Annotated in this window: 30 protein-coding genes and 1 pseudogene; 11 read left to right on the top strand and 20 right to left on the bottom strand. The window is 67.9% G+C overall.

Annotated features, from left to right (window positions below):
* Window positions 1-2: 2 nt before the first annotated feature.
* The 6 genes from ACOOGH_RS08585 to ACOOGH_RS08560 are packed head-to-tail and all read right to left on the bottom strand — an operon-like array spanning window position 3 to window position 5,653.
* A complete protein-coding gene (locus ACOOGH_RS08585) occupies window positions 3-1,349 on the bottom strand; it encodes an aspartate aminotransferase family protein (RefSeq protein WP_420450094.1) in 1,347 nt (448 codons plus the stop codon).
* 29 nt (window positions 1,350-1,378) lie between these two features.
* Entirely contained in the window at window positions 1,379-2,251 is an 873-nt protein-coding gene (locus ACOOGH_RS08580) for a 3-hydroxyacyl-CoA dehydrogenase family protein (protein WP_420448520.1), read from the bottom strand.
* Complete coding sequence (locus tag ACOOGH_RS08575) at window positions 2,248-2,766, bottom strand: GNAT family N-acetyltransferase (RefSeq protein WP_420448519.1); 519 nt, start codon at window positions 2,764-2,766, stop codon at window positions 2,248-2,250. The genes ACOOGH_RS08580 and ACOOGH_RS08575 overlap by 4 nt, the downstream gene beginning before the upstream one ends.
* The gene (locus tag ACOOGH_RS08570) at window positions 2,759-3,595 is read right to left on the bottom strand and encodes an enoyl-CoA hydratase/isomerase family protein (protein WP_420448518.1); all 837 of its coding nucleotides are present in this window, start codon (window positions 3,593-3,595) and stop codon (window positions 2,759-2,761) included. Before ACOOGH_RS08570 ends, ACOOGH_RS08575 begins: the two co-directional genes overlap by 8 nt.
* Window positions 3,592-4,812 (bottom strand): thiolase family protein, encoded by a 1,221-nt coding sequence (locus tag ACOOGH_RS08565; RefSeq protein WP_420448517.1) that lies wholly within the window; start codon window positions 4,810-4,812, stop codon window positions 3,592-3,594. The genes ACOOGH_RS08570 and ACOOGH_RS08565 overlap by 4 nt, the downstream gene beginning before the upstream one ends.
* A 46-nt stretch (window positions 4,813-4,858) precedes the next feature.
* The gene (locus ACOOGH_RS08560) at window positions 4,859-5,653 is read right to left on the bottom strand and encodes an enoyl-CoA hydratase/isomerase family protein (protein WP_420448516.1); all 795 of its coding nucleotides are present in this window, start codon (window positions 5,651-5,653) and stop codon (window positions 4,859-4,861) included.
* Between the two features lie 263 nt (window positions 5,654-5,916).
* Between ACOOGH_RS08560 and ACOOGH_RS08555 the strand changes: the two genes are divergently transcribed.
* The 7 genes from ACOOGH_RS08555 (at window position 5,917) to ACOOGH_RS08525 (ending at window position 11,577) form a co-directional block, all read left to right on the top strand.
* Complete coding sequence (locus tag ACOOGH_RS08555; RefSeq protein ID WP_420448515.1) at window positions 5,917-7,182, top strand: MFS transporter; 1,266 nt, start codon at window positions 5,917-5,919, stop codon at window positions 7,180-7,182.
* Window positions 7,179-7,928 carry an alpha/beta family hydrolase gene (locus ACOOGH_RS08550; RefSeq protein WP_420448514.1) on the top strand — a complete coding sequence of 250 codons (750 nt, stop codon included), beginning with the start codon at window positions 7,179-7,181 and terminating at the stop codon, window positions 7,926-7,928. Before ACOOGH_RS08555 ends, ACOOGH_RS08550 begins: the two co-directional genes overlap by 4 nt.
* An 84-nt stretch (window positions 7,929-8,012) precedes the next feature.
* Window positions 8,013-8,234, top strand: coding sequence for a DUF6364 family protein (locus tag ACOOGH_RS08545; protein WP_420448513.1), 222 nt, complete (start codon window positions 8,013-8,015; stop codon window positions 8,232-8,234).
* Window positions 8,234-8,638: a type II toxin-antitoxin system VapC family toxin gene (locus ACOOGH_RS08540; protein ID WP_420448512.1), complete on the top strand. Its 405-nt coding sequence runs from the start codon at window positions 8,234-8,236 to the stop codon at window positions 8,636-8,638. Before ACOOGH_RS08545 ends, ACOOGH_RS08540 begins: the two co-directional genes overlap by 1 nt.
* A gap of 122 nt (window positions 8,639-8,760) precedes the next feature.
* Entirely contained in the window at window positions 8,761-9,579 is an 819-nt protein-coding gene (locus ACOOGH_RS08535; protein WP_420448511.1) for an oxidoreductase, read from the top strand.
* The gene (locus ACOOGH_RS08530; RefSeq protein WP_420448510.1) at window positions 9,576-11,153 is read left to right on the top strand and encodes a M14 family metallopeptidase; all 1,578 of its coding nucleotides are present in this window, start codon (window positions 9,576-9,578) and stop codon (window positions 11,151-11,153) included. Before ACOOGH_RS08535 ends, ACOOGH_RS08530 begins: the two co-directional genes overlap by 4 nt.
* A 61-nt stretch (window positions 11,154-11,214) precedes the next feature.
* Window positions 11,215-11,577: a VOC family protein gene (locus tag ACOOGH_RS08525; RefSeq protein WP_420448509.1), complete on the top strand. Its 363-nt coding sequence runs from the start codon at window positions 11,215-11,217 to the stop codon at window positions 11,575-11,577.
* A gap of 15 nt (window positions 11,578-11,592) precedes the next feature.
* Here ACOOGH_RS08525 and ACOOGH_RS08520 read toward each other — a convergent pair whose 3' ends face one another.
* Window positions 11,593-11,904, bottom strand: coding sequence for a HigA family addiction module antitoxin (locus ACOOGH_RS08520; RefSeq protein ID WP_420448508.1), 312 nt, complete (start codon window positions 11,902-11,904; stop codon window positions 11,593-11,595).
* Window positions 11,904-12,164: a type II toxin-antitoxin system RelE/ParE family toxin gene (locus ACOOGH_RS08515; protein ID WP_420448507.1), complete on the bottom strand. Its 261-nt coding sequence runs from the start codon at window positions 12,162-12,164 to the stop codon at window positions 11,904-11,906. Before ACOOGH_RS08515 ends, ACOOGH_RS08520 begins: the two co-directional genes overlap by 1 nt.
* Window positions 12,165-12,329: 165 nt before the next feature.
* Here ACOOGH_RS08515 and ACOOGH_RS08510 point away from each other — a divergent pair, with 165 nt between their 5' ends.
* Window positions 12,330-12,779 carry a FitA-like ribbon-helix-helix domain-containing protein gene (locus ACOOGH_RS08510; RefSeq protein WP_420448506.1) on the top strand — a complete coding sequence of 150 codons (450 nt, stop codon included), beginning with the start codon at window positions 12,330-12,332 and terminating at the stop codon, window positions 12,777-12,779.
* Window positions 12,776-13,171, top strand: a complete 396-nt coding sequence (locus tag ACOOGH_RS08505) for a type II toxin-antitoxin system VapC family toxin (RefSeq protein ID WP_420448505.1) — start codon at window positions 12,776-12,778, stop codon at window positions 13,169-13,171. Before ACOOGH_RS08510 ends, ACOOGH_RS08505 begins: the two co-directional genes overlap by 4 nt.
* A gap of 23 nt (window positions 13,172-13,194) precedes the next feature.
* Here ACOOGH_RS08505 and ACOOGH_RS08500 read toward each other — a convergent pair whose 3' ends face one another.
* On the bottom strand, window positions 13,195-14,721 hold the full coding sequence (locus tag ACOOGH_RS08500; RefSeq protein ID WP_420450093.1) for a BCCT family transporter: 1,527 nt from the start codon (window positions 14,719-14,721) through the stop codon (window positions 13,195-13,197).
* 242 nt (window positions 14,722-14,963) lie between these two features.
* Here ACOOGH_RS08500 and ACOOGH_RS08495 point away from each other — a divergent pair.
* Window positions 14,964-15,485, top strand: a pseudogene (locus ACOOGH_RS08495) (SDR family NAD(P)-dependent oxidoreductase); the annotation flags it as partial.
* Window positions 15,486-15,648: 163 nt separating this feature from the next.
* Window positions 15,649-15,783, top strand: coding sequence for a hypothetical protein (locus ACOOGH_RS08490; protein WP_420450166.1), 135 nt, complete (start codon window positions 15,649-15,651; stop codon window positions 15,781-15,783).
* A 9-nt stretch (window positions 15,784-15,792) separates the two neighbouring features.
* Here ACOOGH_RS08490 and ACOOGH_RS08485 read toward each other — a convergent pair whose 3' ends face one another.
* From ACOOGH_RS08485 to ACOOGH_RS08435, 11 genes are all read right to left on the bottom strand, one after another.
* Complete coding sequence (locus tag ACOOGH_RS08485) at window positions 15,793-16,146, bottom strand: tRNA-binding protein (protein ID WP_420450092.1); 354 nt, start codon at window positions 16,144-16,146, stop codon at window positions 15,793-15,795.
* A gap of 224 nt (window positions 16,147-16,370) precedes the next feature.
* Entirely contained in the window at window positions 16,371-16,586 is a 216-nt protein-coding gene (locus ACOOGH_RS08480; RefSeq protein ID WP_420448504.1) for a DUF2283 domain-containing protein, read from the bottom strand.
* A 235-nt stretch (window positions 16,587-16,821) separates the two neighbouring features.
* Window positions 16,822-19,188: an aerobic carbon-monoxide dehydrogenase large subunit gene (locus tag ACOOGH_RS08475; protein ID WP_420448503.1), complete on the bottom strand. Its 2,367-nt coding sequence runs from the start codon at window positions 19,186-19,188 to the stop codon at window positions 16,822-16,824.
* Window positions 19,188-19,706 (bottom strand): (2Fe-2S)-binding protein, encoded by a 519-nt coding sequence (locus ACOOGH_RS08470; protein ID WP_420448502.1) that lies wholly within the window; start codon window positions 19,704-19,706, stop codon window positions 19,188-19,190. Before ACOOGH_RS08470 ends, ACOOGH_RS08475 begins: the two co-directional genes overlap by 1 nt.
* Window positions 19,707-19,710: 4 nt before the next feature.
* On the bottom strand, window positions 19,711-20,643 hold the full coding sequence (locus ACOOGH_RS08465) for an FAD binding domain-containing protein (RefSeq protein ID WP_420448501.1): 933 nt from the start codon (window positions 20,641-20,643) through the stop codon (window positions 19,711-19,713).
* Window positions 20,640-21,107 carry a CoxG family protein gene (locus ACOOGH_RS08460; RefSeq protein ID WP_420448500.1) on the bottom strand — a complete coding sequence of 156 codons (468 nt, stop codon included), beginning with the start codon at window positions 21,105-21,107 and terminating at the stop codon, window positions 20,640-20,642. Before ACOOGH_RS08460 ends, ACOOGH_RS08465 begins: the two co-directional genes overlap by 4 nt.
* Window positions 21,104-22,105, bottom strand: coding sequence for an XdhC family protein (locus tag ACOOGH_RS08455; RefSeq protein WP_420448499.1), 1,002 nt, complete (start codon window positions 22,103-22,105; stop codon window positions 21,104-21,106). The genes ACOOGH_RS08460 and ACOOGH_RS08455 overlap by 4 nt, the downstream gene beginning before the upstream one ends.
* Window positions 22,102-22,731, bottom strand: coding sequence for a nucleotidyltransferase family protein (locus ACOOGH_RS08450; protein WP_420448498.1), 630 nt, complete (start codon window positions 22,729-22,731; stop codon window positions 22,102-22,104). Before ACOOGH_RS08450 ends, ACOOGH_RS08455 begins: the two co-directional genes overlap by 4 nt.
* Window positions 22,732-22,800: 69 nt before the next feature.
* The gene (locus ACOOGH_RS08445) at window positions 22,801-23,487 is read right to left on the bottom strand and encodes a class I SAM-dependent methyltransferase (protein WP_420448497.1); all 687 of its coding nucleotides are present in this window, start codon (window positions 23,485-23,487) and stop codon (window positions 22,801-22,803) included.
* A 75-nt stretch (window positions 23,488-23,562) separates the two neighbouring features.
* Window positions 23,563-24,639, bottom strand: a complete 1,077-nt coding sequence (locus tag ACOOGH_RS08440) for a tyrosine-type recombinase/integrase (RefSeq protein WP_420448496.1) — start codon at window positions 24,637-24,639, stop codon at window positions 23,563-23,565.
* 93 nt (window positions 24,640-24,732) lie between these two features.
* A complete protein-coding gene (locus tag ACOOGH_RS08435) occupies window positions 24,733-25,896 on the bottom strand; it encodes a tyrosine-type recombinase/integrase (RefSeq protein WP_420448495.1) in 1,164 nt (387 codons plus the stop codon).
* Window positions 25,897-25,986: the final 90 nt, after the last annotated feature.

Below are 25,986 nucleotides of genomic sequence, written 5' to 3'. Positions count from 1 at the left end.
GGTCAGCCGTCGATCCGCCGGCAGGCGGACGCGAGCCGGCGGATGCCCTCCTCCATCTCGTCTTCCGTGATGAGGAGCGACGGCCCGATCCGGATCACGTGCCCGTTCAGCCCACCGCGCCCGATGAGCAAGCGCTCCTCGCGTGCCGCCTCGAGCAGCGCCCCGGCGCGTCCGCCGTCCGGCGCCTTCCCCGTGCGATCCTCGACCATCTCGATCCCCTGCATCAGCCCCAGGCCGCGCACCTCGCCGATCCAGTCGTGCGCGCTCTTCAGCGCCTCGAGTCCGGCGCGCAGCTGCGCCCCCCGCTCGGCGGCGCGGGCCGGCACGTTCTCACCCTTCATCACGTCCAGGGTGGCGCGCATTGCCGCCATCGAGATCGAGTTGCCCCCGTACGTGGAGATCGACGGCCCCTGCCACGCCTCGGCGATCTCGGGCCGCGTGACCGTCGCCCCGACCGGGAATCCGTTCGCGATCCCCTTCGCCATCACCATGATGTCCGGCTCGACGCCCCAGTGGTCGATCCCGAACCAGTGGTCCCCCGCGCGGCCAAACCCGGCCTGCACCTCGTCGATGATGAACAGGCCGCCGTAGCTCCGGATGACCTCCGCCGCCCTCTGGAAGTAGTCCGGGGGCGGCACGATGACGCCCGCCACGCCCTGAATGGTCTCGGCGAAGAAGGCGGCCGGCTTCCCGCCCGTCGTGGTCTCGATGACTTCCACGAGGTCGTCGATGAAGAAGTCTGTCGCCTCGGGCCCGGCGCCGACCGGAGAGCGGTAGGGGTACGGCGACCGGGTGTGGACGACCCCGTCGACGCCCCCGCCGGGGAGACGCCACGCGCCCTGGGCCGTCATGTGGCTGGCGAGCGTGCTCCTGCCGGAATAGGAGAGCCGCAGGGCCACGATCTCGTGCCGGCCTGTGTAGAGGCGCGCCGTCGCGACCGCCGACTCCACCGCCTCGGTGCCGCTGTTCGTGAAGCACGTCGTCTTCAGGTCGTCCGGAGTGATCTCGGCCAGCGAGCGCGCGGCTTCGATCTGGCCCTCGGTCACGTAGAGGGCCGACGTGTGCCCGAGGCGCTCCATCTGCGCCCGGGCCGCCTGGACGACGGCCGGATTGCAGTGGCCGACCGAGGTCGTGAGGATGCCCGCGAACAGGTCCAGGTATTCATCGCCGTCCACGTCCCGAAGCCAGACGCCTTCTCCTTCGGCGAGGGCGAGCGGGTCGCTGTAGTAGGGACGGACCCAGGGATACAGGTAGTCGGCCTGCTCGGCGGTCAGGGCCCGGCTTCGGGACTCCGCCGCCGGGGCGGCACCGGGGACGTCCGTCGAGGACGTCGGCGGGGCGGTCTGCATGTTGCTCACGAGTGTCTCCTGAGTGGTTGTCAGTCCCAGCGGTAGAAGCCGCGCCCGCTCTTCCGGCCGAGGCGGCCCGCCGCCACCATCCGTTCGAGGAGGGCGGGGGGCTCGAACACAGGCGAACCCAGCGCCTCGTGCAGGTAACGGGCGATGTCGAGCCGGACGTCGAGTCCGACCAGGTCCCCGAGTTTCAGCGGTCCCATCGGATGCCGATAGCCCAGCATCATCGCGGTGTCGATGTCCTCCGGGCTCGCCACGCCGTCCTCCACCATGCGGATCGCCTCGAGCCCGAGTGCGAGCCCGAGCCGTGACGACGCGAAACCCGGCGAGTCGGCGATGACGATCGGCGTCTTCTCCATGCGCTCGGCGACCTCGCGCGCCCGCGCCACGCTGTCATCGGATGTCTCTGCCCCGCGCACGATCTCGACGAGCGCCATGATGTGGGCGGGGTTGAAGAAGTGCATCCCGATCACGCGCTCCGGAGAGGGGATTCCCTGTGCGAGCGCCGTGATGGAAAGCGAAGAGGTGTTCGTGGCGAGCAACGCCCCGTCGGCGGCCGCCTCCCCACACCTTGTGAGGACCTTCTGCTTGAGATCCAGCATCTCCGGGACGGCTTCGATCGCGATCCCGACGCCCTCGGCGGCCTCGCTCAGGTACCGGCTGTAGGTCAACCCGTCGAGAGCACGCTCGCGCTCCTCGGACGTGACCTTCCCGCACTGGATCCCCTTGCGGAGGTTGGCTTCGATGCGTTCGCGCGCCGTGTCCAGCGCCTCGGGCATCGCGTCGAAGAGCCGGGTATCGTAGCCGGCCATCGCCGCGATCTGGGCGATCCCGTGTCCCATCGTGCCGGCCCCGAGCACGGCCAGCGCCGGGACGGCCCCCGCGGCTTGCGCCGTCATTCGAGCAAGTCCTCCGGGTTTATCTCCGGTTCCGGGCGGAGCGAGTAGCGGCGCACCACCTCCACTGCCTCGAAGCCGAGGTCGTCGGCGAGGGCGTTGGCGATGAGGTTGTCCGCGCCGGTGAAGAGGCGCACGTCGTGGATGTCCCAGTCAGACGCCCACTCGAAGGCGGCCCGCAGAAGTCGGCGCAGGTTCCCCTTGCGCCGCTCCTCTCGCCGTACGAATGGCGTCTGGATGCGCACGTAGCGGGGCGGATCGAACAGGGGTTCGTTCTCTTCCACGAAGCACACGAGCATGCCGTCGAGGCCGCCGTCCTCCGCCTCCAGCACGAAGACGACGCTCGTCGCCTCCTCAATGTGGCGGCGGAACATGCCCGCCCGCGTCTCGATCGCATCCGTGCGCAGCCGCCGGTAGGCGGGATTGAGGGCGTGAATCCGCATGTACCGGGTCCACATCGCGACGAGTTCATCGATGTCGCTTACCCGGGCCGGTCGAACCGTGACTGTGTCAGGCACTCGTAGCCGCCTCCGTCGCTGATGGGTTCTCGGCCTCGCCCCCGTTCCCGAAGCTGGGCGGGCGCTTCTCCACGAATGCCCGAACGCCTTCGAGCGCGTCGGCGGACTCGAAGCAGGCCTTCTGCGCCGCGGTCTCGTAGTCGAGCATCTCCTCGAAGCTCGAGGAGAGAGAGCGCTGCACCGCATCCTTCGCAAGCCGGAGGGGCAGCGCCGGCTTGGCCGCCAGCTTGAGCGCCCACTCGCGCGCCAGCGGCATGAGTTCGTCGGCGGGGACCACCCGGTTCACGAGGCCGATCCGCTCGCACTCGGCCGCCGGGACCATCTCCGCGAAGAAAAAGAGCTCGGCGGCGCGCGCCGGACCCACGAGGCGGGGCACCGCGTAGGTGCCGCCCCAGTCCGGGTGGAGACCGATGCGGTTGAAGGTCTGGCCGATCGAGGCCGTCTCGGAGGCGAGCCGGAGGTCGCAGGCGAGGGCGAGGTTCGCGCCGCCGCCCGCCGCCGGCCCGTTGATCGCGGCGATCACCGGTTTGGGCATCCCCCGGATGGTCGCCGCGACACGGCGCCCGGCTTCGACCAGGGCGGTCGCCTCGTCGATGGCCTGCGACTCGATGAGGTGCGTGAGGTATTTCACGTCGGCGCCGGCGCAGAAGGCCCGCCCGGTTCCGGTGATAATGACCGCGCGCACCGCGTCGTCCGCAGCGAGCGCCTCGATCCCCTCGGCGATCTCGCTCCGCATCTCGCCGATGAAGGCGTTCAGCTTATCCGGCCGGTTGAGGGTGAGCGTCCCCACGCCGTCGGAGACATCCCGGAGGACGTGCGTGCCGCTCACGCCCCCTCCGCTTCGCGGTGCACGAGGAGGGCGATCCCCTGGCCGACGCCGATGCACATCGTGACGAGACCGTTGGAGGCGTCCCGACGCCGCATCTCGTGCACGAGCGTGGTGAGGAGCTTGGCGCCGGTGCAGCCGAGGGGATGGCCGAGCGCGATTGCGCCCCCGTTCACGTTTACCCGCGCCGGATCGAGTCCCAACTCGGTGATGCAGGGGAGCGCTTGCGCGGCGAACGCCTCGTTGAGTTCAATCAGGTCGATGTCGTCGATCGTGAGCCCGGCCCGCTCGAGAGCCTTGCGGGTGGCGGGCACCGGACCGATACCCATCCGCTGGGGCTCCACGCCGGCGACGGCGGATGCACCGATGGTCGCCAGAGGCACGAGGCCGAGTTCGTCCGCGGCGGCGCGGCTCGTGATGAGGACGGCGGCGGCCCCGTCGTTGATGCCGGAGGCGTTCCCCGCCGTCACCGTGCCGTCGGCCCGGAAGGCCGCCCGGAGGCGGGCGAGTTGCTCGGCCGTCGTCCCCGGTCGCGGGTGCTCATCGCCCTCCACCCACACCGGGTCGCCCTTCCGCCGGGGAACCTCGAAGGGGACGATCTCGTCGGCGAACCGTCCCGCCTCGATGGCGGCGGCGGCGCGGCGCTGGCTTTCGACCGCGAAGGCGTCCTGCTCGCCGCGTCCGACGCCGTGGTCTTCCGCCACCACCTCCGCGGTTTCGGCGAGCGGGATCGTCCACGGTTCGGGCATGGCCGGGTTGGCGAAGCGCCAGCCCACGGTCGTGTCCGCCATCTTCGGCGGGACGCGCGAGAAGGCCCGGTCCGTCTTGAGCATGACCCACGGCGCGCGGGACATGCTCTCGACCCCGCCCGCGATGAAGGCGTCGCCCTCGCCGGCCCGGATCGCGTGCGCCGCCGTGACGACCGCCTGCAGCCCCGACCCGCAGAGTCGGTTCACGGTCTGACCCCCGACCTCGACCGGGAGTCCGGCCAGCAGCCCGGCCATCCGGGCCACGTTGCGGTTGTCCTCGCCGGCCTGGTTCGTGCATCCGGCGATCACGTCCTCGACCCGGCCGGGGGGCACCCCGGTCCGCTCCACGAGGGCGCGGATCGCGTGTGCCAGGAGGTCGTCGGCCCGGATTGACGAGAGGGCGCCGCCCGCGCGCCCCACCGGCGTACGGACGGCGTCGATGATGACCGGGGTGCGGTCCGCGTCGTTCATTGCGCCTCTCCCCCTGGCCCTCGTCTCGGCCCGATCCGCCCGCGTCCTAGCGGCCGGCGAACTCGGGCGCGCGCCGCTCGACGTAGGCCGCGAGGCCCTCGCGCGCGTCGTCGCCCTGGAAGAGGAGCTGCTGCAGCTCGCGCTCGATCGCGAGACCCTCGGAGAAGGGCACCTCGACCCCGCTGCACACCGACCGCTTGATGCGGCCCACGGCGCGCGACGCCTTGTGCGGCGGCGTGAACTGCCGCGCGTACTCCATCACCTGTGCATGGAATTCCGCGTCATCCCCCTCGAACACCTTGTTCACGAGTCCCAGTCCGAGCGCCTCCTCGAACCCGAACGTGCGCCCCTCCGCCATCAATTCGATCGCCTTCGGCTTGCCGAGCAGCCGGCCGAGCCGCTGCGTCCCACCGGTCCCCGGCAGCACGCCGAGGTTCACCTCCGGCAGTCCGACCTTCCCCGCGTCCTTGCGGGCGATCCGGATGTCGCAGGCGAGCGCGATCTCGAGTCCGCCCCCGACCGTGTGTCCGTTGAGGGCCCCGATCACCAGCTTGGGCGTCTGCTCGAGGCGCGACAACGTCTCGTTCGCGTGCAGGCAGAAGAAGTACTTGAAGTAGGGGTCCGAGGTCTGGAGCATCTTGATGTTCGCCCCGGCGGAGAAGAACCTGTCTCCCTCGCCCCGGATGACGATGACGTGGACGTTCTCGTCGAAGCGCGCGCGCAGGATCGCGTCGTCCAGGTCGCGCATCATCTCGTACGTGTATGTGTTCGCTGGCGGGTCGTCGATCGTGAAGACCGCGACGCCGTCTTCGGCCGCATATCGAATCAGTGTGTCAGCCATGGAGTCCTTCCTCTTGAGAACCGCTCGAAAGATGACGTGCGAGAGGCCACCGCGCCGGGGCTTTCCCCGGTCTCCGGCGGACCGTCAAACTATCCCTGCTCCCGCGCGGCGTACAGTGAGTTGGCGCCGGATTGTTCTTCGTCGCGCGGCCGTGATTCGAAGCGCAACGCGGAGTCGGCGCGGGGTGTCGTGACCAGAGTGTTCTCGCGACGACGGGAAGGAGAGGAGTCCGGCTTGGCGCACAGGATGAAGACCTTGCCCGCATGCTGAGACGCGCCGGGCTCGGCGTCCTGTTCGGGACGGTGATGGTGGACATGATGGGCTTCGGTATCGTCCTCCCGCTGCTCCCGTTCTACGCCGAGGAACTCGGCGCCTCGCCCCGCATGGTGACGGTCATCTTCGCCTCGTTCTCCGTCACGCAATTCCTCTCGGCTCCCATCTGGGGACGGTTCTCCGATCGTGTGGGGCGACGGCGCCTACTGCTCATCGGGCTCTTCGCCTCGGCGCTCTCGTACCTGCTGTTCGCGCTGGCCGACAGCTTGTGGCTGCTCCTGCTCTCTCGCGCGACGGCGGGCGCCGCGGGCGGGACGCTCGGCATCGCCCAAGCCTACGTTGCCGACTCCACTGAGGGCGAGGAGCGGGCCCGGGGGCTCGGTTTCATCGGGGCCGCGTCCGGCCTCGGCATTATGCTGGGGCCGGCAATCGGAGGGTACTTCAGCCGTTTCGGACTGGGCACGCCAGGCTACGTTGCCGCCGGCCTGTGCCTGCTCAACCTGATGGCGGCCATGATTCTGCTTCCGGAGTCGCGGCACTTCCGTTCCGGCAAGGCCGATGCTTCGACGGGGGAGGCGGCGACGGTCCGCCTCTGGCTGAAGTCTCTCTTCAGGTTCCCGCTGCGTGTGCTCCTCCTCGTTTACGTGCTGACCATCGGTTGCTTCACCTCGATGACGTCGGTTCTGGCCCTGTACGCGGAGCGCGTGTTCGCGATGACGGCGGTGGACATGGGCCTCGTGTTCACCCTCGCGGGCAGCGTCACCGTGATCGTCCGCGGCGGACTCGTCGGTCGGATCGTGGAGCGTTTCGGCGAACCCAATACTGTGCGCGCCGGCTGTCTGTTGCTCACCCTAGGCGTGGGTGCCATCCCATTCCTCGCCGATCGCTGGCAACTCTGGCTCCTCGTGCCGAGCTGGGCGGCGGCGACGGGGCTCATCTTCCCGTCGCTCCACGCCCTCATCTCGCGGAACACCGACGAACAATCGCAGGGTTCCGTACTCGGCGGCAGCCAGGTAGCCGGGGGTCTAGGCCGCGTGGTGGCGCCGCTGGCGGCGGGCTGGCTGTTCGAGTTGTACTCGATCAAGAGCCCCTTCCTCGTCGGGGCCGCGGCATCGGCGGTCGCTCTCTGGCTCGCGCTTCGGATCCCCGCGGCGGTTGATCCCGAGGCGAAGGAGAAGCTGGATCCCACCGACAAGTGGACGGGCCCGGTCGCCGCGCACGAGCCCCGCGACCAGCCGGACGCCAAGTCGTCGTGAGCGGGCGCCCACCGCGGGCCGCCGCCGATGTCGGTGCGACGCACCGCTACCCTGAGCAGGCACAGTTCGTGTCGCTGCGCTGGGGGGAGGTGTCCGCGCTCCTCGTCCGTCCGCCCGAACCGAGGGCCATGCTCGCCTTCGCGCACGGGGCAGGGGCCGGGATCGAACACCCGTTCATGGCCGACATGGCGCAACGGCTGGCGGGGCAGGGGATCGCGACGTTCCGCTATCACTTTCCCTACATGGAGGCGCGGGCGCTCTCCGGGCGCCGCCGGCCTCCCGACCGTCCGCCGGTCCTCGTGGAGACCGTCCGGGCCGCCGTTGCGAAGGCCGCCGCCCTGGCCGATGGGTTGCCCCTGTTCGCGGGCGGCAAGTCGATGGGCGGGCGCATGACGTCGACCGCCGCCGCCGAGGTGCCGCTCCCCGGTGTGGCCGGCCTCGTATTCTTCGGGTTCCCGCTCCACCCCCCCGGGCGTCCGGAGCGCGCCGCCGAACGATCGGCCCACCTGAACGACGTCTCCGTCCCCCTGCTCTTCCTGCAGGGGACGCGCGACGCTCTCGCCCGGTGGGACCTGATCGAAGAGACGTGCGCCTCACTCGGCCGGCTCGCCACGCTCCACAAGCTGGAGGGCGCCGACCACTCGTTCCATGTCCTCAAGCGCAGCGGCCTCACGAACGAGGAAGTCGCCGCCGCCGCCGCGTCCCGCGTGTCCGCCTGGGCTTGCGAGGTCGGCTCGCAGGGATAGACAGCCGCGACCGTCCCCTGACTCTTTCGATGTATACGTAAACACCCTAAGATAATACGTATACGTGTACAGGGCGGTCGCCAAATGAAAACGAAGCTCACGATCACGGTTGACTCCGATGTGGTCCCGGCCGCCAAACGATACGCGCGTGGCCGGGGCGTCTCTCTTTCCTCGCTCATCGAGGGGTCGCTGAGGGAGATGGTGAGAGACGAGGGTCCCTCTTTCACGGAGCGGTGGAAAGGCCAGTTTCGGGCCGCGGGTCGCGACGATCCGCGGTACGATGCGCTGGCCCGGAAGTATCTCTGATGCTCCTGGACACGGACATCCTGATCGATGTCGCCCTCGACCGCCGTCCGCATTCGCATGAAGCGACAGAGGTGCTGGATCGGCTTCAGCGGGGGCCGAAGAAGGCATTCGTCGCGTGGCATACGCTGTCGAACTTCTATTACCTCGTGGCCCCACGGCGCACCGGCATCGGTGCGCGCGAATTCGTCGAACATCTGACGCGGTTCGTGGCGGTGATCCCCTCCGGCACCGACGCCATCAAGTACGCCGCCGGACTCCCGATGGCCGACTTCGAGGACGCCATGCAGGTGGCCGCTGCGCGCGCCTGCGGCGCCCGGTACATCATCACGAGAAACGTGCCGGACTTCCGGCGCTCGCCGATTCCCGCCCTGACACCGCGGGACGCCCTCGACACACTGTTCTGAAGATTGGGTCCTCCTGGAATCGATTCCGATTCCCGGAGGCCATGGTCAGAACGCTGACGTCGGAGATACCGTTGGAACCATCACGATTCCATCGTATCCCCGGCGATCGAAGGAGCAGGTCCATGCGCAAAGTGATGCTGGTCACGGGAGCATCGGCCGGGATCGGACGGGAAGTGGCGCTCCTGCTGGCTCGGGAGGGCCACACGGTCTACGCCGGCGCCCGCCGGCTGGACCGCATGCAGGATCTGACCGAACACGGCATCACGCCCGTCGGGATGGACGTCACGAAGGAAGACGACAACGAGCGGGTCGTGAGCCGGATGATCGAGAGCGAAGGGCGCATCGATGTCCTCATCAACAACGCGGGGTTCGGGCTCTACGGGCCCGTCGAGGACATTCCGCTGGACGACGCGCGGTATCAGTTCGAGGTGAACCTGTTCGGCCTTGCCCACCTCACGCAGCTCGTCCTGCCGTACATGCGGACTCAGCGCTCGGGCCGGATCATCAACGTCTCGTCCATGCTGGGGAAGGTCTTCGTCCCCATGGGGGCCTGGTACCATGCCACCAAACACGCCCTGGAGGGATGGTCGGACTGCCTCCGCTGGGAGACCGCGCCCTTCAACATCCAGGTCGTCATCATCGAACCGGGCGCGATCAGGACCGAGTTCGCGGAAGCCATGATTTCCCGGATCCGGCAGTACTCCGACGACACCGCGTACAAGCCCCAGATAGACCGGTTCCTGAAGAGGCTGGACGGCCCGGACCTCGAGGCGCGGGGCACCGACGCCCGGGTCATCGCCAAGGTGTTCCTCGAGGCCGCGACCACGGCCAGACCCCGCCGGAGATACGTCAAGGGAGCGACGGCGCGGCCCGTGATGTTCCTCCGGAAGTGGTTCGGGGACGGGATCTACGAGTTCGTCCTGCGGCGGGCGTTCCGATGACCGCGCGAGCGTCGGGGCTGATGGCGGTCGCGGCCGTGCTCGCCGGGTGCGGAGGTCCGACCCCCGCGGACGAAGCGTTTCTCACCCGCGCGGAGCGCACTGAGTACCGCGAGACCAGTTCCCACGCCGAGGTCGTGGACTTCCTGGAGCGCGCCGCGGCGAGCGATCCATCGATTCACTACACGACCTACGGCTATACGAACGAGGGACGGGTGCTTCCCCTGGCCGTGGTGGGCGACGTCGAAGACTCCAGTCCGGCCGCCGTCCGGGCGTCCGGGAAGACGGTCGTCTACCTGCAGGGCAACATCCACGGCGGCGAGGTGTGCGGGAAGGAGGCGCTCCAGATGCTCCTGCGCGACCTCCTGGCCGGCCGCCACGGCGAATGGCGGGAATCGATGGTCCTGCTCATCGCGCCGATCTACAACGCGGACGGCAACGAACGGGTGAACCTCACGAACCGCGGCCGCCAGCACGGGCCGGTCGGAGGGATGGGCCAGCGGCCGAACGCCCAGGGGTTCGACCTGAACCGCGATCACATGAAGCTCGACTCGCCCGAGGCGCGCTCGGTGGCGCGGCTGTTCGGCGAGTACGACCCGCACGTGGCCGTCGACCTGCACACGACGAACGGGACGCGGCACGCCTATCACCTCACCTACTCGCCGCCGCTCCACCCCAACACGCCGGCGGAGATCGACGGTTTCCTGCGGGAGGGACTCTTCCCCCACGTGACCGGGGAAATCCGGGAGAAGTACGGCTGGGAGTACTACTACTACGGGAACGCCTCCGCGCGCGGCGGGGACGAGCGCGGCTGGTACACCTTCGACCACCGCCCGCGCTTCAACAACAACTACATCGGTCTCCGCAACCGGATCGCGATCCTGAGCGAGGCATACTCCTACGCGAGCTTCGAGGAGCGGGTGCTCGCGACGCTGTACTTCGTGGAGGAGATCCTCGATTACGTCCATGAGCACGCGGGGGAGGTGCGGCGCATCGTCGCCGATGCCGATGTCGCCGGCGTGACGGGCGACTCGCTCGCGCTGCGCGCCGTCCCCGAGCGCTCGGCCGCCCCCGTCGACATCCTCATGGGGGCCACCGTCGAGGAGACGCACCCCCTCACCGGACGTCCGCTCCTTCTACGCGCCGATACGCAGTACGTGGAGACGATGTACGAATACGGGACGTTCGCGCCGACGCTGAGCGGGCGTGTGCCGGAGGCGTACCTGATTCCCTCGGATCTGGGGGATGTCCTGACGCGGCTCGCGGCGCACGGGGTCGCGCTCGAATCGGCGGGGGCGTCGCCCCTGGAGGTGGAGGCGTTCCGCATCGATTCGGTGCGCACGGCCGAGCGGCCGTTCCAGGGGCGCAACGAGCAGACGCTCTTCGGCGGCTACGAGGCGGACCACGTGGCCCCGAACCCCGGTGACATGCTGGCCCGGACTGGCCAGCCGCTGGGACGCCTGTTGTTCAGCCTGCTCGAGCCGCAGTCGGACGACGGCTTCGCGAACTGGGGGTTCCTCGCCGACCGGCTGCGCCCCGGCGGGCCGTATCCCATCCTGCGCGTCGCGGGAAGCTGACCCGCAAGCACCGCCTCGGACCCCTCCGTCCGGCGGAGACGGTTTCTCGAAAGGACATAGTGTGGAAAACGTTCAGGGATTCGGCGGGTTCTTCTTCCGGGCAGAGGACCCGCAAGGACTTACCAAATGGTATCAGGATCACCTTGGCATCAATCCTGCCCCGACGAACATGGAGATGGCCCCCTGGGTGACCGAGTCCGGGGTCACGGTCTTCGCACCCTTCAAGGCTGACACGGACTATTTCGCGGTGGACAAGACCTTCATGCTGAATTTCCGCGTGGCCGACCTGGACGCGATGGTCGCACAACTGAAGTCCGCGGATATCGAGGTCAGCCACGAAAGCGAGATGGAGGGTGTCGGCCGTTTCGCCCGCATCCACGACCCCGAGGGCAACCCTATCGAGCTGTGGGAACCCGCGTCGTAGATCCCCTTACACCTCTCATGGCCCCGCGGGTTGGTATCGCTCGACCGCGATTTCACTCGTGCGGGCCCTCATCCGCGAGGCGTCGTGCCACGCCTGCATCCGAAGCAGCATGTCCATGTTCACGCCGAACGCTTTCTCAATGCGCAGGGCCATCTCCGGGGAGAGTGCGGCCTTGCCGTTCAGGAGTGAAGAGAGCGTCGCTCTCCGCACGCCGAGAAGCTCCGCCGCCTTCGTCACGTTCAAACCGAGTTCGTCGATGACCTCGGTGCGAATGAAATCGCCGGGCTGAGAAGGGGTCATGTTCACCTTGATTCCGCGCTCAGCCATCAGTGGTAGTCCTCCAGGTTGAGACGGTCCACGATACCATCCTTCTCCTCGAACGTGATCCGCCAGTTGCCAGACACGGACACGCTCCATTCGTCTCGCCGATCACCCGAAAGCCGGTGAACCCGCCAACCAACAGGCGCGTGGGCGCGAAACTCCTCGATTCCGTCCGTCAGCAGCAAGACCGTCAGAATGTTGCGCACGCGATTCGCCAGGTCCGGCGGGAGATAGCGCGGATCATCCTTCTCGATCAGACGACGCAAGCCTCTGTGGCGAGCCGAGCGTAACCTCATCGACCGAGTGTACGGTGAGACCGATCACCTCGCAAGTTCTGTCCAGCACCGCGTCAGCCTCCTCGAACGTGGACCGGCAGCCGGCAGGGACCCGCCGCTCTCGCGAGCAACCGCCAGTCGGCGTATGATGTCATAATGAAACCGTTATCCATACGTTGCGGAGTCATCGCTACACTTAATGCAGCGGGGGAGCACTTGGGAGTTCTCACGATTCGGAACGTGGATGACGACGTAATTGCGGCGCTCAAGCGACGGGCCAAGGCCAACCATCGCTCGCTGGAGGGCGAACTGCGCCACCTGCTGGCCCGTCATGCGGTTCCGACGCCCACGCTCGGCGTCGTGCGCGAGCAAGCCCGGATGGCTGCCCGCTATCAGGTGACTTCGACGGTCCCGAAAGCCGCGCCCGACGCGGCCGATGCCGAGGCTGCGGGCGGTCACGTCCCGGCCGAGCACGGGGCATGGATGGGGGCGATGAGCGATGTCGGTGAGATCGTCGGCGACATTGTGTCCCCGGCGGCCGATTCCTCGGAGTGGGCCGCGCTGCACTCAGAGGCTGACGCGTCGAACGACGATCCGACGCTGTGAATCTGCTCCTCGATACCCACGTCTGGCTCTGGAGCATGCTGGAGCCGGATCGACTCTCCCGCCGGGCCCGCCGCGAACTAACCGCCCCGGCGAACACCCTGACCCTGTCGCCGGTGAGCGTGTGGGAGGCGTTGGTGCTCGCCGACAAGGAACGGGTGGTCCTCCATCCCGATCCGTGGAGCTGGATCCGGACGGCCCTGACCGTTCGGCCAATGAACGAAACCCCGGTGACGTTCGAGGTGGCCTTCGGCAGCCGCAGCATCCGCCTCGGCCACGATGATCCGGCCGATCGCTTCATCGCGGCCACCGCCATGGTACACGATCTCACGCTGGTCACGGCGGACGCTGCGCTGCTCGAGTGTCCCGACATCAAGGTGATGCCGGGCGCCTGACCGACGCGCGCCGTTTATCTTCGCTACGGATCGCGCGCCAGGGACTTGAGCAGCCCGGCGATCATGAACAACAGCACGACGCTCACCGGCAGGGCGGCAGCTATGGCGGCCGTCTGCAGGGCCTGGAGACCGTCGGCGAGCAGCAGCACGGCGGCCACCGCTCCCACCCCGAGCCCCCAAACGACGCGGAAACGTCGTGGGGGGTGCGGATCGCCCATGCTGAGGAAGGTGGTGATGACCAGGGTGCCGGAGTCCGAAGATGTGATGAACCACGTCGCGAGCAGGAGGGTGGCCATGGCGGACATGGCCCAGGCTAGCCAGTCGGCGTCGCTCATGCGGTCGATCGTCGCGTAGAGCGCGGCTTCGTAGTTCCCGCCCCGCACCAGGTCGATGATCCCCGCCGTCCCGACACCGCCCGCGGCGTTGAGTTCCAGATGGATGGCGCTGCCGCCGAAGATTCCGAACCACACCAGCGCCAGGCCGGTCGGGACGACCAGCACGCCCACGATGAACTCGCGCAGCGTGCGCCCGCGGGAGATGCGGGCGATGAACGTGCCGACGAAGGGCGCCCAGGAAATCCACCATCCCCAGTAGAAGATCGTCCAGGCGTTCTGCCAGGCCGTCTCCCCCGGGCCATCGGCGATCCAGAATCCCATGGGCAAGACGCGCCACAGGTACTGGCCGGCGGAGGTGGCGATGAACGCGACGAGCCAAGTGAAGGGGCCCAGGAACAGGAAGCACCCCAGGAGGATCACGCTCAGGCCGATGTTCCACTCGGAGATGATGCGGATCCCGCGCCTCACGCCGGACACCGCCGACAACGTGGCCGCCAGCGAGATGGCGGCGATGAGCGCGACCTGCGTGAGGAGACCCGGATCGACGCCGAACAGCACGTTGAGTCCGGTCGCCATCTGGCTCGCCCCGAGCCCCAGGGAGGTCGCAATGCCGAAGACCCCGCCGAACACCGCCAGCAGGTCCACCAGGTGACCGATCGGGCCGTAGATCCGGTCGCCGATGAGCGGGTACAGGGCGGAGCGCAGCGTCAGCGGCAGCTTCTTGCGGAACCCGAAGTAGGCCAGGCACAGCCCGACCAGCACGTACGCGGACCAGCCGTGGATGCCCCAGTGGAAGTAGGTGACGCGCATGGCGTGCATGGCCCGCCGCTCGTCCAGCGACACGTCTCCCGCCAGGTCGGCGATCGGGTTGTTGGGGTACCCCGCGGCCTGGCTGTTGTCGAAATAGAACAGCGGTTCGGCGATGGAGAAGAACAGCAGTCCGATCCCGACCGCCGCCGAGAACAGCATGGCGAGCCAGGAGAACCTGCTGAACTCGGGCGAGGAATCCTCATCGCCGAGCCGGATCCTGCCGAACCGGCTGCACACCAGGAACAGGCAGGTGAACAGGCAGGCGCAGACGGTCAGGATATAGAACCAGTCGAGCGTCCCCTCGACCCAGCCGCGGACGCGCCCGAACACGGCCCCAGCGGCCTGCACGTCCCAGACCGTGGCGAGGACGAAGACCAGCACGACACCCTTGGCGGCCAGCGCCATCCCGGGATTCAACCCCTTCCACAGCCCGCCCTGCGCCGTGGTTCGCCGGTGTCGCCCGCTCAACGACCGAATGGCTTGTAGACCCAGGGGGTTCGGGTCATCGCTTGTGCGCCTCCGTGTCCGAGTCCTTCCGGATCTCCCTCCATGCTAACATCGTGTCCGCCCTCGAAGCCTCACCCGGACGTTCCCGCGGGAACGCCTTCACACCCCCGAGAGAAGACGACGGGGGAAGGAAGAGCACCATGCGCAAAGTGATACTGGTCACCGGAGCCTCGGCCGGCATCGGCCGGGAAGCCGCGATCCTCCTGGCCCGGGAGGGCCACGCGGTGTACGCCGGAGCCCGCCGCCTGGATCGCCTAGAGGAGCTGACCGAACACGGCATCACGCCGGTGGAGATGGATGTCACGCACAGTGACGACAACGAGCGGGCCGTGAGCCGGATCATCGAGGAAGAGGGACGCATCGACGTCCTCATCAACAACGCGGGCTTCGGCCTCTACGGGCCCGTCGAGGAGATCCCGCTCGACGACGCGCGGTACCAGTTCGAGGTGAACCTTTTCGGCCTCGCCCACCTCACCCAACTCGTCCTGCCGCACATGCGGCCGCAGCGCTCGGGCCGGATCATCAACGTCTCGTCTGTGGTGGGGAAGATCTTCGTGCCTCTCGGGGCCTGGTACGTGGCCACCAAACACGCGCTGGAGGGCTGGTCGGACTGCCTTCGCCTCGAGGCCGCACCGTTCAACATCCACGTCGCCCTCGTCGAACCGGGTGCGATCAGGACCGAGTTCTTCGATGTGACCAGGGGGCGGTTGGAGGAGTACTTCGACGAACACCGCGTACAAGGCGCAGTTCGAACCGTTCCTCAAGATGTTCAAGGATCCGAAAGCCAGGGATCGGAGCACCGAGGCCCACGTACTCGGCGAGGTGTTGGTCGAAGCCGCGACAACCCCCAGACCCCGCCGCAGGTACGTCAAGGGCCACATGGCGCGGCCCGCGCTCTTCATCAGGAAGTGGCTCGGCGACGGGATCTACGAGTTCCTGCTGCGCCGCGCTTTCCGCTGACCGATCCGTTCAGCCCGCGCGGGTGCCATTCGGGACTGGGCCTTCTGGGGTCAGCAAGGCCGGTTCAAGGCCATCCTCGTAGCCGACGTCGAACAGCATGCCCTCGGAGATTTCTCCCATCATCTTCCTCGGCTCCAGGTTGACGATGAACAACGCCTGTCGACCCTCGATCTCGGTCGGGTCGTCGCGTTCCTGCTTCATCCCCGCGAGGATCGTTCGCCTGTGGTCGCCGAAATCGACCCTGAGTCGAACGAGTTTGTTGGATCCTTTGACGTCGCTGACGCTCTCGATCGTGCCGACGCGGGCGTCGACTCGATCAACGACAGCGATGTTGATGGCGGGCTTGACTGGTGCGGGCTTCATGTCTTCCAAGCGATTCTCCCCTGATGCTCGCAGGTCACATCGATCCGTGCCGAAATAGACACGGACGGGACAGGGCCAAGTGTCAGGAATCCCTGATTGTTGGCCTGGACCCGAACGGTCCCAGGCAGTTGAGCAGGTCTCGACAGGCGCTCAGCGTTGCAAAGGCCGTTCCGGGGCCCGGGTCACGGTCAACCCCAGAGGTTCGAGGCGATGGGTTGCGCGCGTCAGGCGATTCGATAGGAACGCAGCGGCAGAGCGTTGGCTTCCAGCGTGGAGAGATCCAGACGGATCGAGGCGCGATCGATATCGAATCCGACGATGTGACCGCGGGCATCCAGGTCGATCTGGACTCCGTCGGCGCCCTCACGCGTCTCGGCGCCCGGACCCTCTTGGAGCTCGACGTAGAGGCTGTCGGTTTCGGGATAATAGTGCAGTCTCATCGTGTTCCCCTTCTGACGCCGCGGTGATCGTTAAGGAGGCGCCGCACCCCGTCGGAGAGCAGCGGACGGCGGTCGAGTTCGCCAGGAGATGCACATCGATCTGGGCGGCTACATCGAGGCCCGCAAACCGGAACTGCCTGCGACGCCGCGGAGGCGGCGGACGCCGAACGCCGTATCAGGTCGTCAAGAAAAGTGATCCGGAAGCTTGGGGCCCGGGATGCTTCTCATGCACCCCTTACTCGGACACCCCCTTCTCGTTGAGGACCTCCCACACGCGGTTCGGCGTGATCGGGATGTCCAGGTGCGTCACCCCCAAGTGCGCCAGCGCATCCACCACCGCGTTCGCGATCGCCGGGGGCGCGCCCACCGTGGCCGACTCGCCGACGCCCTTGGCGCCGAGCGGGTGATGCGGTGACGGGGTGATCGTGTGGCCGGTCTCCCACGCCGGTGTCTCCATGGAGGTCGGGACGAGGTAGTCCATGAACGAGCCGGCGAGGTTGTTGCCGTCCTCGTCGTAGGTCATCTCCTCGAACAGGGCGGGGCCGATGCCCTGCGTGAGGCCGCCGTGGATCTGGCCCTGGACGATCATGGGGTTGATGATGTTCCCGCAGTCGTCGATCGCCACGAAGCGGCGCACGGTGACCTCTCCGGTGCCGCGGTCGATGTCCACGACGCAGATGTACGTACCGAAGGGGAAGGTGAGGTTGGGCGGGTCGTAGTAGTTCGTCGCCTCCATGCCCGGCTCCATCCCCTCGGGCAGGTTGGTGTAGGCGGCGAAGGCGCAGTCCTGGATCGTGACGGACCGGTCGGGGGCGCCCTTCACGGAGAACTTCCCGGGCTCCCACTCGAGGTCTTCCTCCGCCACCTCCATCAGGTGGGCGGCGATCTTCGCGGCCTTGGCTCGGATCTGGCGTGCGGCCATGGCTCCCGCGGCTCCGGCGGTCGGGGTCGAGCGGCTGGCGTAGGTGCCCAGGCCGTACGGGGCGGTGTCGGTGTCGCCCTCCTCGACCTGCACGTGTGCGGCGCGGAGTCCGAGTTCCTCGGCGATGATCTGCGCGTAGGTGGTCTCGTGGCCCTGGCCCTGCGACTTGGTGCCGAAGCGGGCGATCGCCTTCCCGGTGGGGTGCACGCGCAACTCGGCGGAGTCGAACATCTTGATGCCGAGGATGTCGAAGTCCTTGGACGGACCCGCCCCCAGCACCTCTGTGAAGCTGCACACGCCGATCCCCATCAACTCGCCGCGCTCGCGCTTCTCGGCCTGCTCACGGCGCAGGTCGTCGTAGCCGATCATCTCCTTGGCCTTGTCCATCGCGGCCTGGTAGTCTCCGCTGTCGTACTCCCAGCCCAGCGGTGACTGATACGGGAAGGCCTCCTTCGGGATGAAGTTCTCCTCGCGCAACTGCGCCGGATCCTTCCCGATCTTGTGCGCCAGCGTGTCCACGACGCGCTCCATGCAGTGCACGGCCTCGGTCACGCGGAAGGAGCAGCGGTAGGCGACGCCCCCCGGCGGCTTGTTCGTGTAGACGGCGTCCACCTCGGCGTACGCCTGCTCCATCTCGTAGGAGCCGGTGCAGATCGAAAAGAGCCCGGCGGGGAACTTGGACGGCGCGGCCTGGGCGTCCGTGTAGCCGTGGTCCGCGAGCGTCTTGATGCGGAGGCCGCGGATCTTCCCGTCGGCGTCGGCCGCGAGTTCGGCGTCCATGTGGTAGTCGCGCGCGAACGAGTCGGCCTGGAGGTTCTCCATCCGGTCCTCGATCCACTTGACCGGCTTGCCGAGCACAACGGAGGCCGCGATCGCGATCACATAGCCGGGATAGACCGGCACCTTGCCGCCGAAGCCGCCCCCGATGTCGGGCGACACGACGCGGATCTTCTCCTCGGAGAGCCCGACGTGTCCCGCCACGAGCGCGAGCACGGTGCGGATGGCGTGCGGGGCCTGCGTCGTCATGTAGACGGTGAGGTGGCCCTCGACGGGGTTGAAGTCGGCCACGCAGCCGCACGTCTCGATCGAGGCCACGTGGATGCGCGGCACGTGCATGCTCTCGCGCACGACGACGTCCGCCTCCTCGAACACCTTGTCGGTGGCGGCCTTGTCGCCGGCCTCCCAGTGCCAGATGCGGTTGTCGGTCTGGCCTTCCTTGTCGGTGCGGAGAACGGGCGCGTCATCCTCGAGCGCCTTGAAGGGGTCGATGACGGGCTTCATGGGCTCGTAGTCGACCTCGACCGCGGCCACGCCGTCGGCGGCCGCGTAGCGCGAGGTGGCGATGACGGCCGCGACCTCCTGCGCCTGGTACATGACGGTGTCCGTGGGGAGCACCATCTGCGTGTCCGACATCAGCGTCGGCATCCAGTGCAGGTTGTACGCCTCGAGCTCCTTGCCGGTGAGGACGGCGAGCACGCCGGGGACCTCCAGCGCCTTGCTCGAGTCGATGCTGTTGATCTTCCCGTACGCGATCGGGCTGCGGACGATGTCGAGCCACAGCATGTCCGGGAGGACGATGTCGTCGATGTAGTTGCCCTTGCCCTGCAGGAAGCGCGGATCCTCCTTGCGCTTCATGGAGTGTCCCATGCCGCAGATGTCGGCGGAAGTCTTCGGTGCCATCAGCTGTCCTCCCCGTCGGTCGCGGCGTTTGCGGTTTCGGCGGCGGCCGCGCCCAGCTTGTCGGCGGCGTACTGGACCGCCTTCACGATGTTCACGTAGCCGGTACAGCGGCAGAGATTGCCGGAGATCGCCTCGCGGATCTCCCCCTCGCTCGGGTTCGGGTTGGCCTCGAGCAGGGCCGCGCCCGTCATCAGCATGCCCGGCGTGCAGAAGCCGCACTGGAGGCCGTGCTTCTCCCAGAAGCCCTCCTGGAGCGCGTGCATGCCGTCGGCCCCGGCGAGTCCCTCCACGGTCCCGATTTCGGCTCCGTCGGCCTGCACGGCGAGGACGGTGCACGATTTGGTCGGCTGGCCGTCGAGCAGCACCGTACAGGCGCCGCAGTGGGTCGTGTCGCAGCCGATGTGGGTGCCGGTGAGCCGCAACTCGTCGCGGATCAGGTGGACGAGGAGCGTGCGCGATTCGACCTCGGCGGCGTGCGCCTCGCCGTTCACGGTGACGCTGATCTGATGTGTCGCCATCGCTCTATCCTCCCGCTCGCGCGAGCGCTGTGCGGATCGCTCTCGCCGTCAGCACACGGGCCATGTTCCTCTTGTACTCGACCGAGCCGCGCCGGTCCTCGATGGGCTCGGTCATATCGGCCGCAGCCTGGGCGGCGGCCGCGATGACCTCGTCGGCGTCGGGCGCGTTCGTGATCGTGTCACGGACCCTCTCGATGGCGCCCCGCAACCCGCCCGCCGGCACGAAATCCGCGCCGAGGAGCGTCTCTTCGGCGGCGGTCGCCCGGATCGGGGCGAAGCCGAGGTTCGTGAGCCCGACGCCGGCCTTGGTCACCACACCGTCGTCGTCCAGCGTGAGTTGCACGGCGGCGCCTGCCACCGCGTAGTCGCCCACCTTGCGCTCCAGCTTGACGTAGGCGCCGCCGCTGCCGGCCGGCGGCACGGGGATGTGGAGTTCGGTGAGGATCTCGTCCTCTCCGAGCGCCGTCATGAACAGGCCGTGGAAGAAGTCGTCGATGTCGATCGTACGCTCTCCGCCCGGCCCGGTTGCGACGACATGGGCCCGCAACGCGAGCATCGTCGCCGGGTGGTCGTTGGCGGGGTCGCCGTGCGCGATGTTCCCGCACACGGTGGCGCGGTTGCGTACGAGCGGATCCGCGATCACGCGGGCGGTGTCGAGCAGGATCGGATAGCGCTCGGCCACGACCGCGGATTCCTCGAGCTGGGCCTCGGTCACGTTGGCGCCGATCCGCAGGCAGCCGTCCCGCTCCTCGATCGTGTCGAGCCCCGGAATGCGGCCGATGTCGACGATGTTCGCGGGTCCGGCCAGGCGAAGCTTGAGCATCGGAAGGAGGCTCTGGCCGCCCGACATCACCTTCGCGTCGTCCAGATCACCGAGCAAGCCGAGCGCCTCATCCAGCCCGCCAGGCGCGTGGTAGTCGAACTGCGGGGGAATCATGCGTCTGCCTCCTTGGCCTGGTCTTCAAGCGCGCTGGTAAGTCTTCCGACGAACTCCTGTAGCATCCGTTTCGATACGACCTGCGTCATGCCCCGGCCGAGCTGCGCGAGGATCCCGCTGACGGTCACGTCCGAGTCCATCGTCACCTCGGACCCGCCGTCGGGCAACGCCATAACCCGGCTGTTCATGGTCATCTCGGCGGTGCCCATCCCGGCCTTGCCCTGACCCCGCGCCCGGACCACCGCCGAGAGTTCGTCTTCGTTCAGTATGAAGGATACAGTCCCGGTGTAGGCCGCCACGAGGGGGCCCACCTTGACGGTCATGCCGCCCTCCCACGTCGTGTCGTCGATCTGCTCCGTGATTTCGGCTCCGGGCAACAGTTCCGAAAGCTGCCGCGGGTCGGAGAGAATCGCCCACACGTCGGCGGCGGGGGCGTCGATCGTGAACCCTTCCTCGATCTTCATGCTGAACCTCCGGCGGGGCTCGCCACATAGGACTCGGGTGAGGCGTCGAAGCGTGTGCGACAGCCCTCGCAGCAGAAGTAGACGGGGTCCCCCTCGAAGAACGAGGAGGGAGAGCCCGATACCGAGACGGTCATCCCGCATACGGGATCCGTTGCCTGGCCCTCGGTCTCAGCTTCGTCCGCGGATGCAGCACCGGGATCGACCAGCTCCGACTCCCTCGGTTGCGCCTCTAGATGGACGATCTCGGCAAGGATACTCACGGCGATCTCCTCGGGGCTCTCGGCCCCTATATCGAGGCCGGCGGGGCCACGCACGCGGGAGATCTCGTCGGCGTCGACTCCGTGCGCGGCCAGCACGCGGCGTACCTCCTCCATCCGGGTGGGGGAGGCGATCACGCCCAGGTAGTCCGGCGCTGCGGCCGCCAACTCCGCGAGCGAGCGCTCGTCACGCCGTCCCATCGTGGCGACGACCCCGTACAGCCTCCATCCGCGGGGCCGTTCGGCGTAGCGCGCCGCGGTCTCCGCCAAGTCCTCAACGACGTCATCGGACGCCTCCGCCAGCGCCTCGTCGTCGGAGGTCTCGGCTACCGTCGTGTACCCCATCGCGCCGCCGAGTCGCACGAGGGCGACGGCGACCGGCGAACTTCCCGCCACGATGAGGACGGGAGCCGGAAGAACCGGATTCACGTGCACTTCCACCTTCCCTCCGCTGCTGCAGGACATGGGCACGGGGACGAGATCGTCGGGGCGCCCGGGACTCGAACCGAAGGCGAGCAGCCTCGGCTCGCCCTGATCCAGGGTCTCCAGCGCGTGGCGGATCACCTCCGACCGGGTGCAACTGCCGCCGATCCAGCCGTGCATGACCCCGTCCGCCGAGATCAGCGCCATGTTGCCCGGCTTGCCGCTGGTGGGGCGCTCGCTCCGCACCACCGTGGCGAGCGCATACGGCTGGCGCTCGGCCGTCAACCGCGCCGCCAGATCCAGCAGGTCGCGGTTCAAGGGCGATCACCGGAGCGGGAGCCGACCCCGGCGAACTCCCGTCGCGCGGATTCGTAGTCGTCAGGCCGGTCGAGGTCTCGCAGCCGGTCGGCCGGCCACTCCACCTGAACAGCCCTCTCGTGGTGCCGGCGCACGACCTCCCGTCCGCATCCCGCCCGCATGCGGGAGATCTCGCCGAAGAGGCTGCGGCCGTAGAGCATCGGCGGGGCGTTGACCTCGCCCCCGTAGCGTGACACGACGAGCGGCGCGTCCGTCTCCGCGTGGCGCTCGACCAGCGTACGCACCATGCCCGCCGTCACGAAGGGCATGTCGGACAGCATCACCACCGCCGCCCCGCAAGCCGCCGGCACCGCGGCGACTCCACAGGCCACCGACGTCTGGATGCCGGTTTCATGGTCGGGATTGAAGGTCGGCGCGCAGTCGAGGTCACGGACCTCCCGTTCGACGGTTTCGCGCGCGTGGCCCGTGACGAGGATGACGGGGTCGAGGCCGGCTTCAGCCGCCAGACGGACGGCGCGGCGCACGAGCGTCTCCCCGCCGACATCCAGCAGGAGCTTGTTACGGCCCATGCGGGTCGAGGACCCGGCGGCCAGCACGATTCCCGCTACCCTGCGCTCGTCGGACATGGGCCCCAAAGTAGATCGCCGCCGGATGCCGCCGCGAGCCCGGCAGGGGTTTCGGCGCGACCCCGACTGCTACGCCTCGTAGAGCCCGCAGGCAAAGATGCCGGGCATCTCGAACGGCAGCGGCCCGAGTTCTCTCGTGAAACGCTCGCCGAGGTCCATCATCGTGATGCTCTCCAGCGTGCGGAAACCGGCCTCCGCCATCAGTTCGCTCATCCCCTCCGGACTGTAGTCGGAGTGCATCGGCTCGCCCCGTTTCGCGACGAACGCCTTGAGGGCCGCCCGCTTCTTGCGGTGCTCGGGCCAGGCCGAGGTGTTGTCCAGCATGTGGTCGAGGACGAAGCGCGAGCCGGGCGCGACTCCCTCCGCGATCGACCGCGCGGTGGCCGCGATGACCTCGGTGGGCAGGTAGTAGGTGACGCCGAGCAGGGAGAGGAACGCTGGCTGGCCGGGGTCGAAGGAAGAACCGGCGAGCGCCTCCATCACGGGCACTCGCCCGAGATCCGCCCCGACGAAGTGCAGGCCCGGCGGCCGTTCCACGCCCATGTCCCGCAGCCGCTCCCGCTTCACCGCCTGCATCTCGGGCAGGTCGATCTCGAACACGTGAAGGTGTTGCATGAGGTCGGGCCGGCGGAGGGCGAACGAGTCCATCCCGGCCCCGATGATCACGTACTGCGTAATGCCGTCACGGATGGCTTGCTCGAGCGCCTGCTCCGCGTATCGGGCCCGTATCAGAACGCCCAGCATGGTCGGACGCATGGGCCGCCGCAGCACACGCGTGACGAACCAGGCGGCGGGACGGATCCTGACGAGGCGACAAGATGCATCGAGTCTTCAACTGTTTGCACCCGAAGTACTTAGGAGTTTCATGGACCGGATTCCCGCTGTATGATTCCCGCTGGTAGGGATTTCAGCCGCGACCCTCCGGCGGCCTTCCAGCGCCGTCCTGAGTTGTCCGGCATCCGGCCTCTGGTAGCATCTGAGCACCGTCTGGGCATCCCGCCAGCCGCCAAGCTCGCAGAGCACCTTGAGCGGCAGGTCCATCAGGTCGCTGGCGAACTTGCGCCTGAGCGAGTGCCAACCACGGCCCCGCTTGGGTTCCAGTCCGCCGATCGCCTCGGCCCGCACCCACCACTCGCGCACCAGAGAGCGGCTTACGCAGACTGACGGGTCCCTCCGCGCGGGGAGTAGCGGGGCGTCCCCGGTCCCCTGGCTCATCCTCCGAGCCTCTCCCAAGGCAGCGAGCGCCTCGGCGGTCAGCGGCGTGGTGTGTTCGTAGCCCGTCTTCTCGTGCCTCGCGCGCCAACGCACTACTCCAACTTCGAGGTCGATATCCGACCACCTGAGCTGTCGGATGGCGCCGATGCGGTGTCCCGTCTCGTGCGCGAGCACGAACGCGACATGGAACCGCCAATCGACCCGGCGGGATACCCCGAGCATCGCTTGGTACTCCTCCTCGGAGAGGATGACACGGGTGGGGTTCTTCTCCCTGGGCTTCCTGAGGCCCTTGAGCGGGTTCCTTTCCAGCAGCAGGCCGCCTCGCTCGTTCCTCGACCTTTCGGCCCAGTTGAGGACCGCGATCAGAAACGTCAGGTCCCATTCGATCGTCCGGTCGGACACGGGCCGTCGACTCGGTCCGATCCTGCCCGCGCGCCGCTCTCGGATGAACCGGTCCCAGTCGCGCTGCGAGAGCGTGGCCGGGTCGCGGTCCCTGCCGAAGAAGTGGAGGAACATCCTCGTCGCGACCTTATCGCTCCGGCGGGACCGTTCGCCCTTGGTCGGCGTCACCTCCTCACCGTAGATGTCAAAGAGCTTCTCCAAGGTGAGCGGCTCCGGCTCGGCTTCCGCCTCGCCGTTCGGGTAAGGGCTTGCGAACCCGGCGGCGAACTCGTCCGCCTGCCGTTTCGACAAGAGCCAACAGATTCACATCCTACTGTGACCGTTGAGCTTACGGAATTCAGCGAACGAATTCCCGCTGATTGACTCCCGCCGAATCGACTGGGATCAGGTGCGGAGCCTCGGGCGGCCTTCCAGAGCCTTCCTGAGTTGTCCCGTATCGGCCTGCTGGTAGCAGCGGAGCACCGTCTGAGCCTCCTTCCAGCCACCGAGTTCGCAGAGCACCTTCAGCGGAAGGTCCATGAGGTCGGACGCGAATTTCCGCCTCAGCGAGTGCCAGCCTCGACCGCGCTTGCGTCCCAGCCCCGCAACGTCTTCGGCCCTGTTCCACCAGTAGCGGACCGGCGACTTGCCCATGCACTTCGAGGCATCCCTGGATGCGGGCAACACCGGCGCGTCTCCGTCTCCGGGATTCCTGCGCTGCGCCTCTTCCAAGGCGGCCACCGCCTCGTCGGTCAGCGGCGTGGTGTGTTCGTAGCCGGTCTTCTCGTGCTCGGCTCGCCACAGGATCGTCCTGTCCTCGAAGTCGATGTCCGTCCACCTGAGGTGGCGGATGGCACCGATCCGGTGACCGGTCTCGTGGGCGAGCACGAGCGCGACGTGGAACCGCCAGTCCACCCGGCGGGAGACCCGTAGCATCGCGTCGTATTCCTCGTCGGAAAGGACGATCCGCGTCGGGTTCTTCTCCTTGGGCAGCTTGAGCCCTCGCAGCGGATTCGAGTCGAGCAGCAGACGGCCCTGCTCGTCCCTCGATTTGGCAGCCCAGTTGAGGACCGCGATCAGGAATTTCAGATCGTTCTCGATCGTCCGATTCAACACCGGCCGTCCGTTCGGCCCGAGCCTGCCCGCGCGGCGTTCCCGGATGAACCGGTCCCAGTCCCGCTTCGACAGCGTCTCGGGTCTTCGGTCCCGTCCGAGGAAGTCGAGGAACATCCGCATCTGCATTCTGTCCCGCTGCTGAGTCTTCTCGCTCTTGGCTGGCGTCACCTCCTCGCCGTAGATGTCAAAAAGCGTTCCCAGCGTGAGCGGCTCGGGCTCGGCTTCCGCTCTGCTGGCAGGCTCCTGGACCGCGAAGCCAGCGGCAACCTCGTCAGCCTGCCTCTTGGCCCGCGGCCAGTCGCGGTGCTTGAGCGACCTCGTGAGCCTGCGTCCGTTCCTGCGCCACTCGATCTGGTACAAGCCGGTCTTGGGATCGGCAAACACCCTCACCCGGTTCCGGCCCCATTCTCCGGCGCTGTAGCTGCGCCGGTCTCGTTTCGTGCGTGCCATCATTCGATTCCTCCGATGATGGGCTGCACGATCCGCCTGCCCGAAACTTCGCGGAGCGGCGTTGCTCGCGCCAGCTTCGGCCCTGCCCGTAGA

Origin of the sequence: Candidatus Palauibacter sp. (assembly GCF_965213655.1) — a bacterium.
GTDB lineage: Bacteria > Gemmatimonadota > Gemmatimonadetes > Palauibacterales > Palauibacteraceae > Palauibacter.
This window is presented reverse-complemented; position numbering and strand designations above follow the sequence as displayed.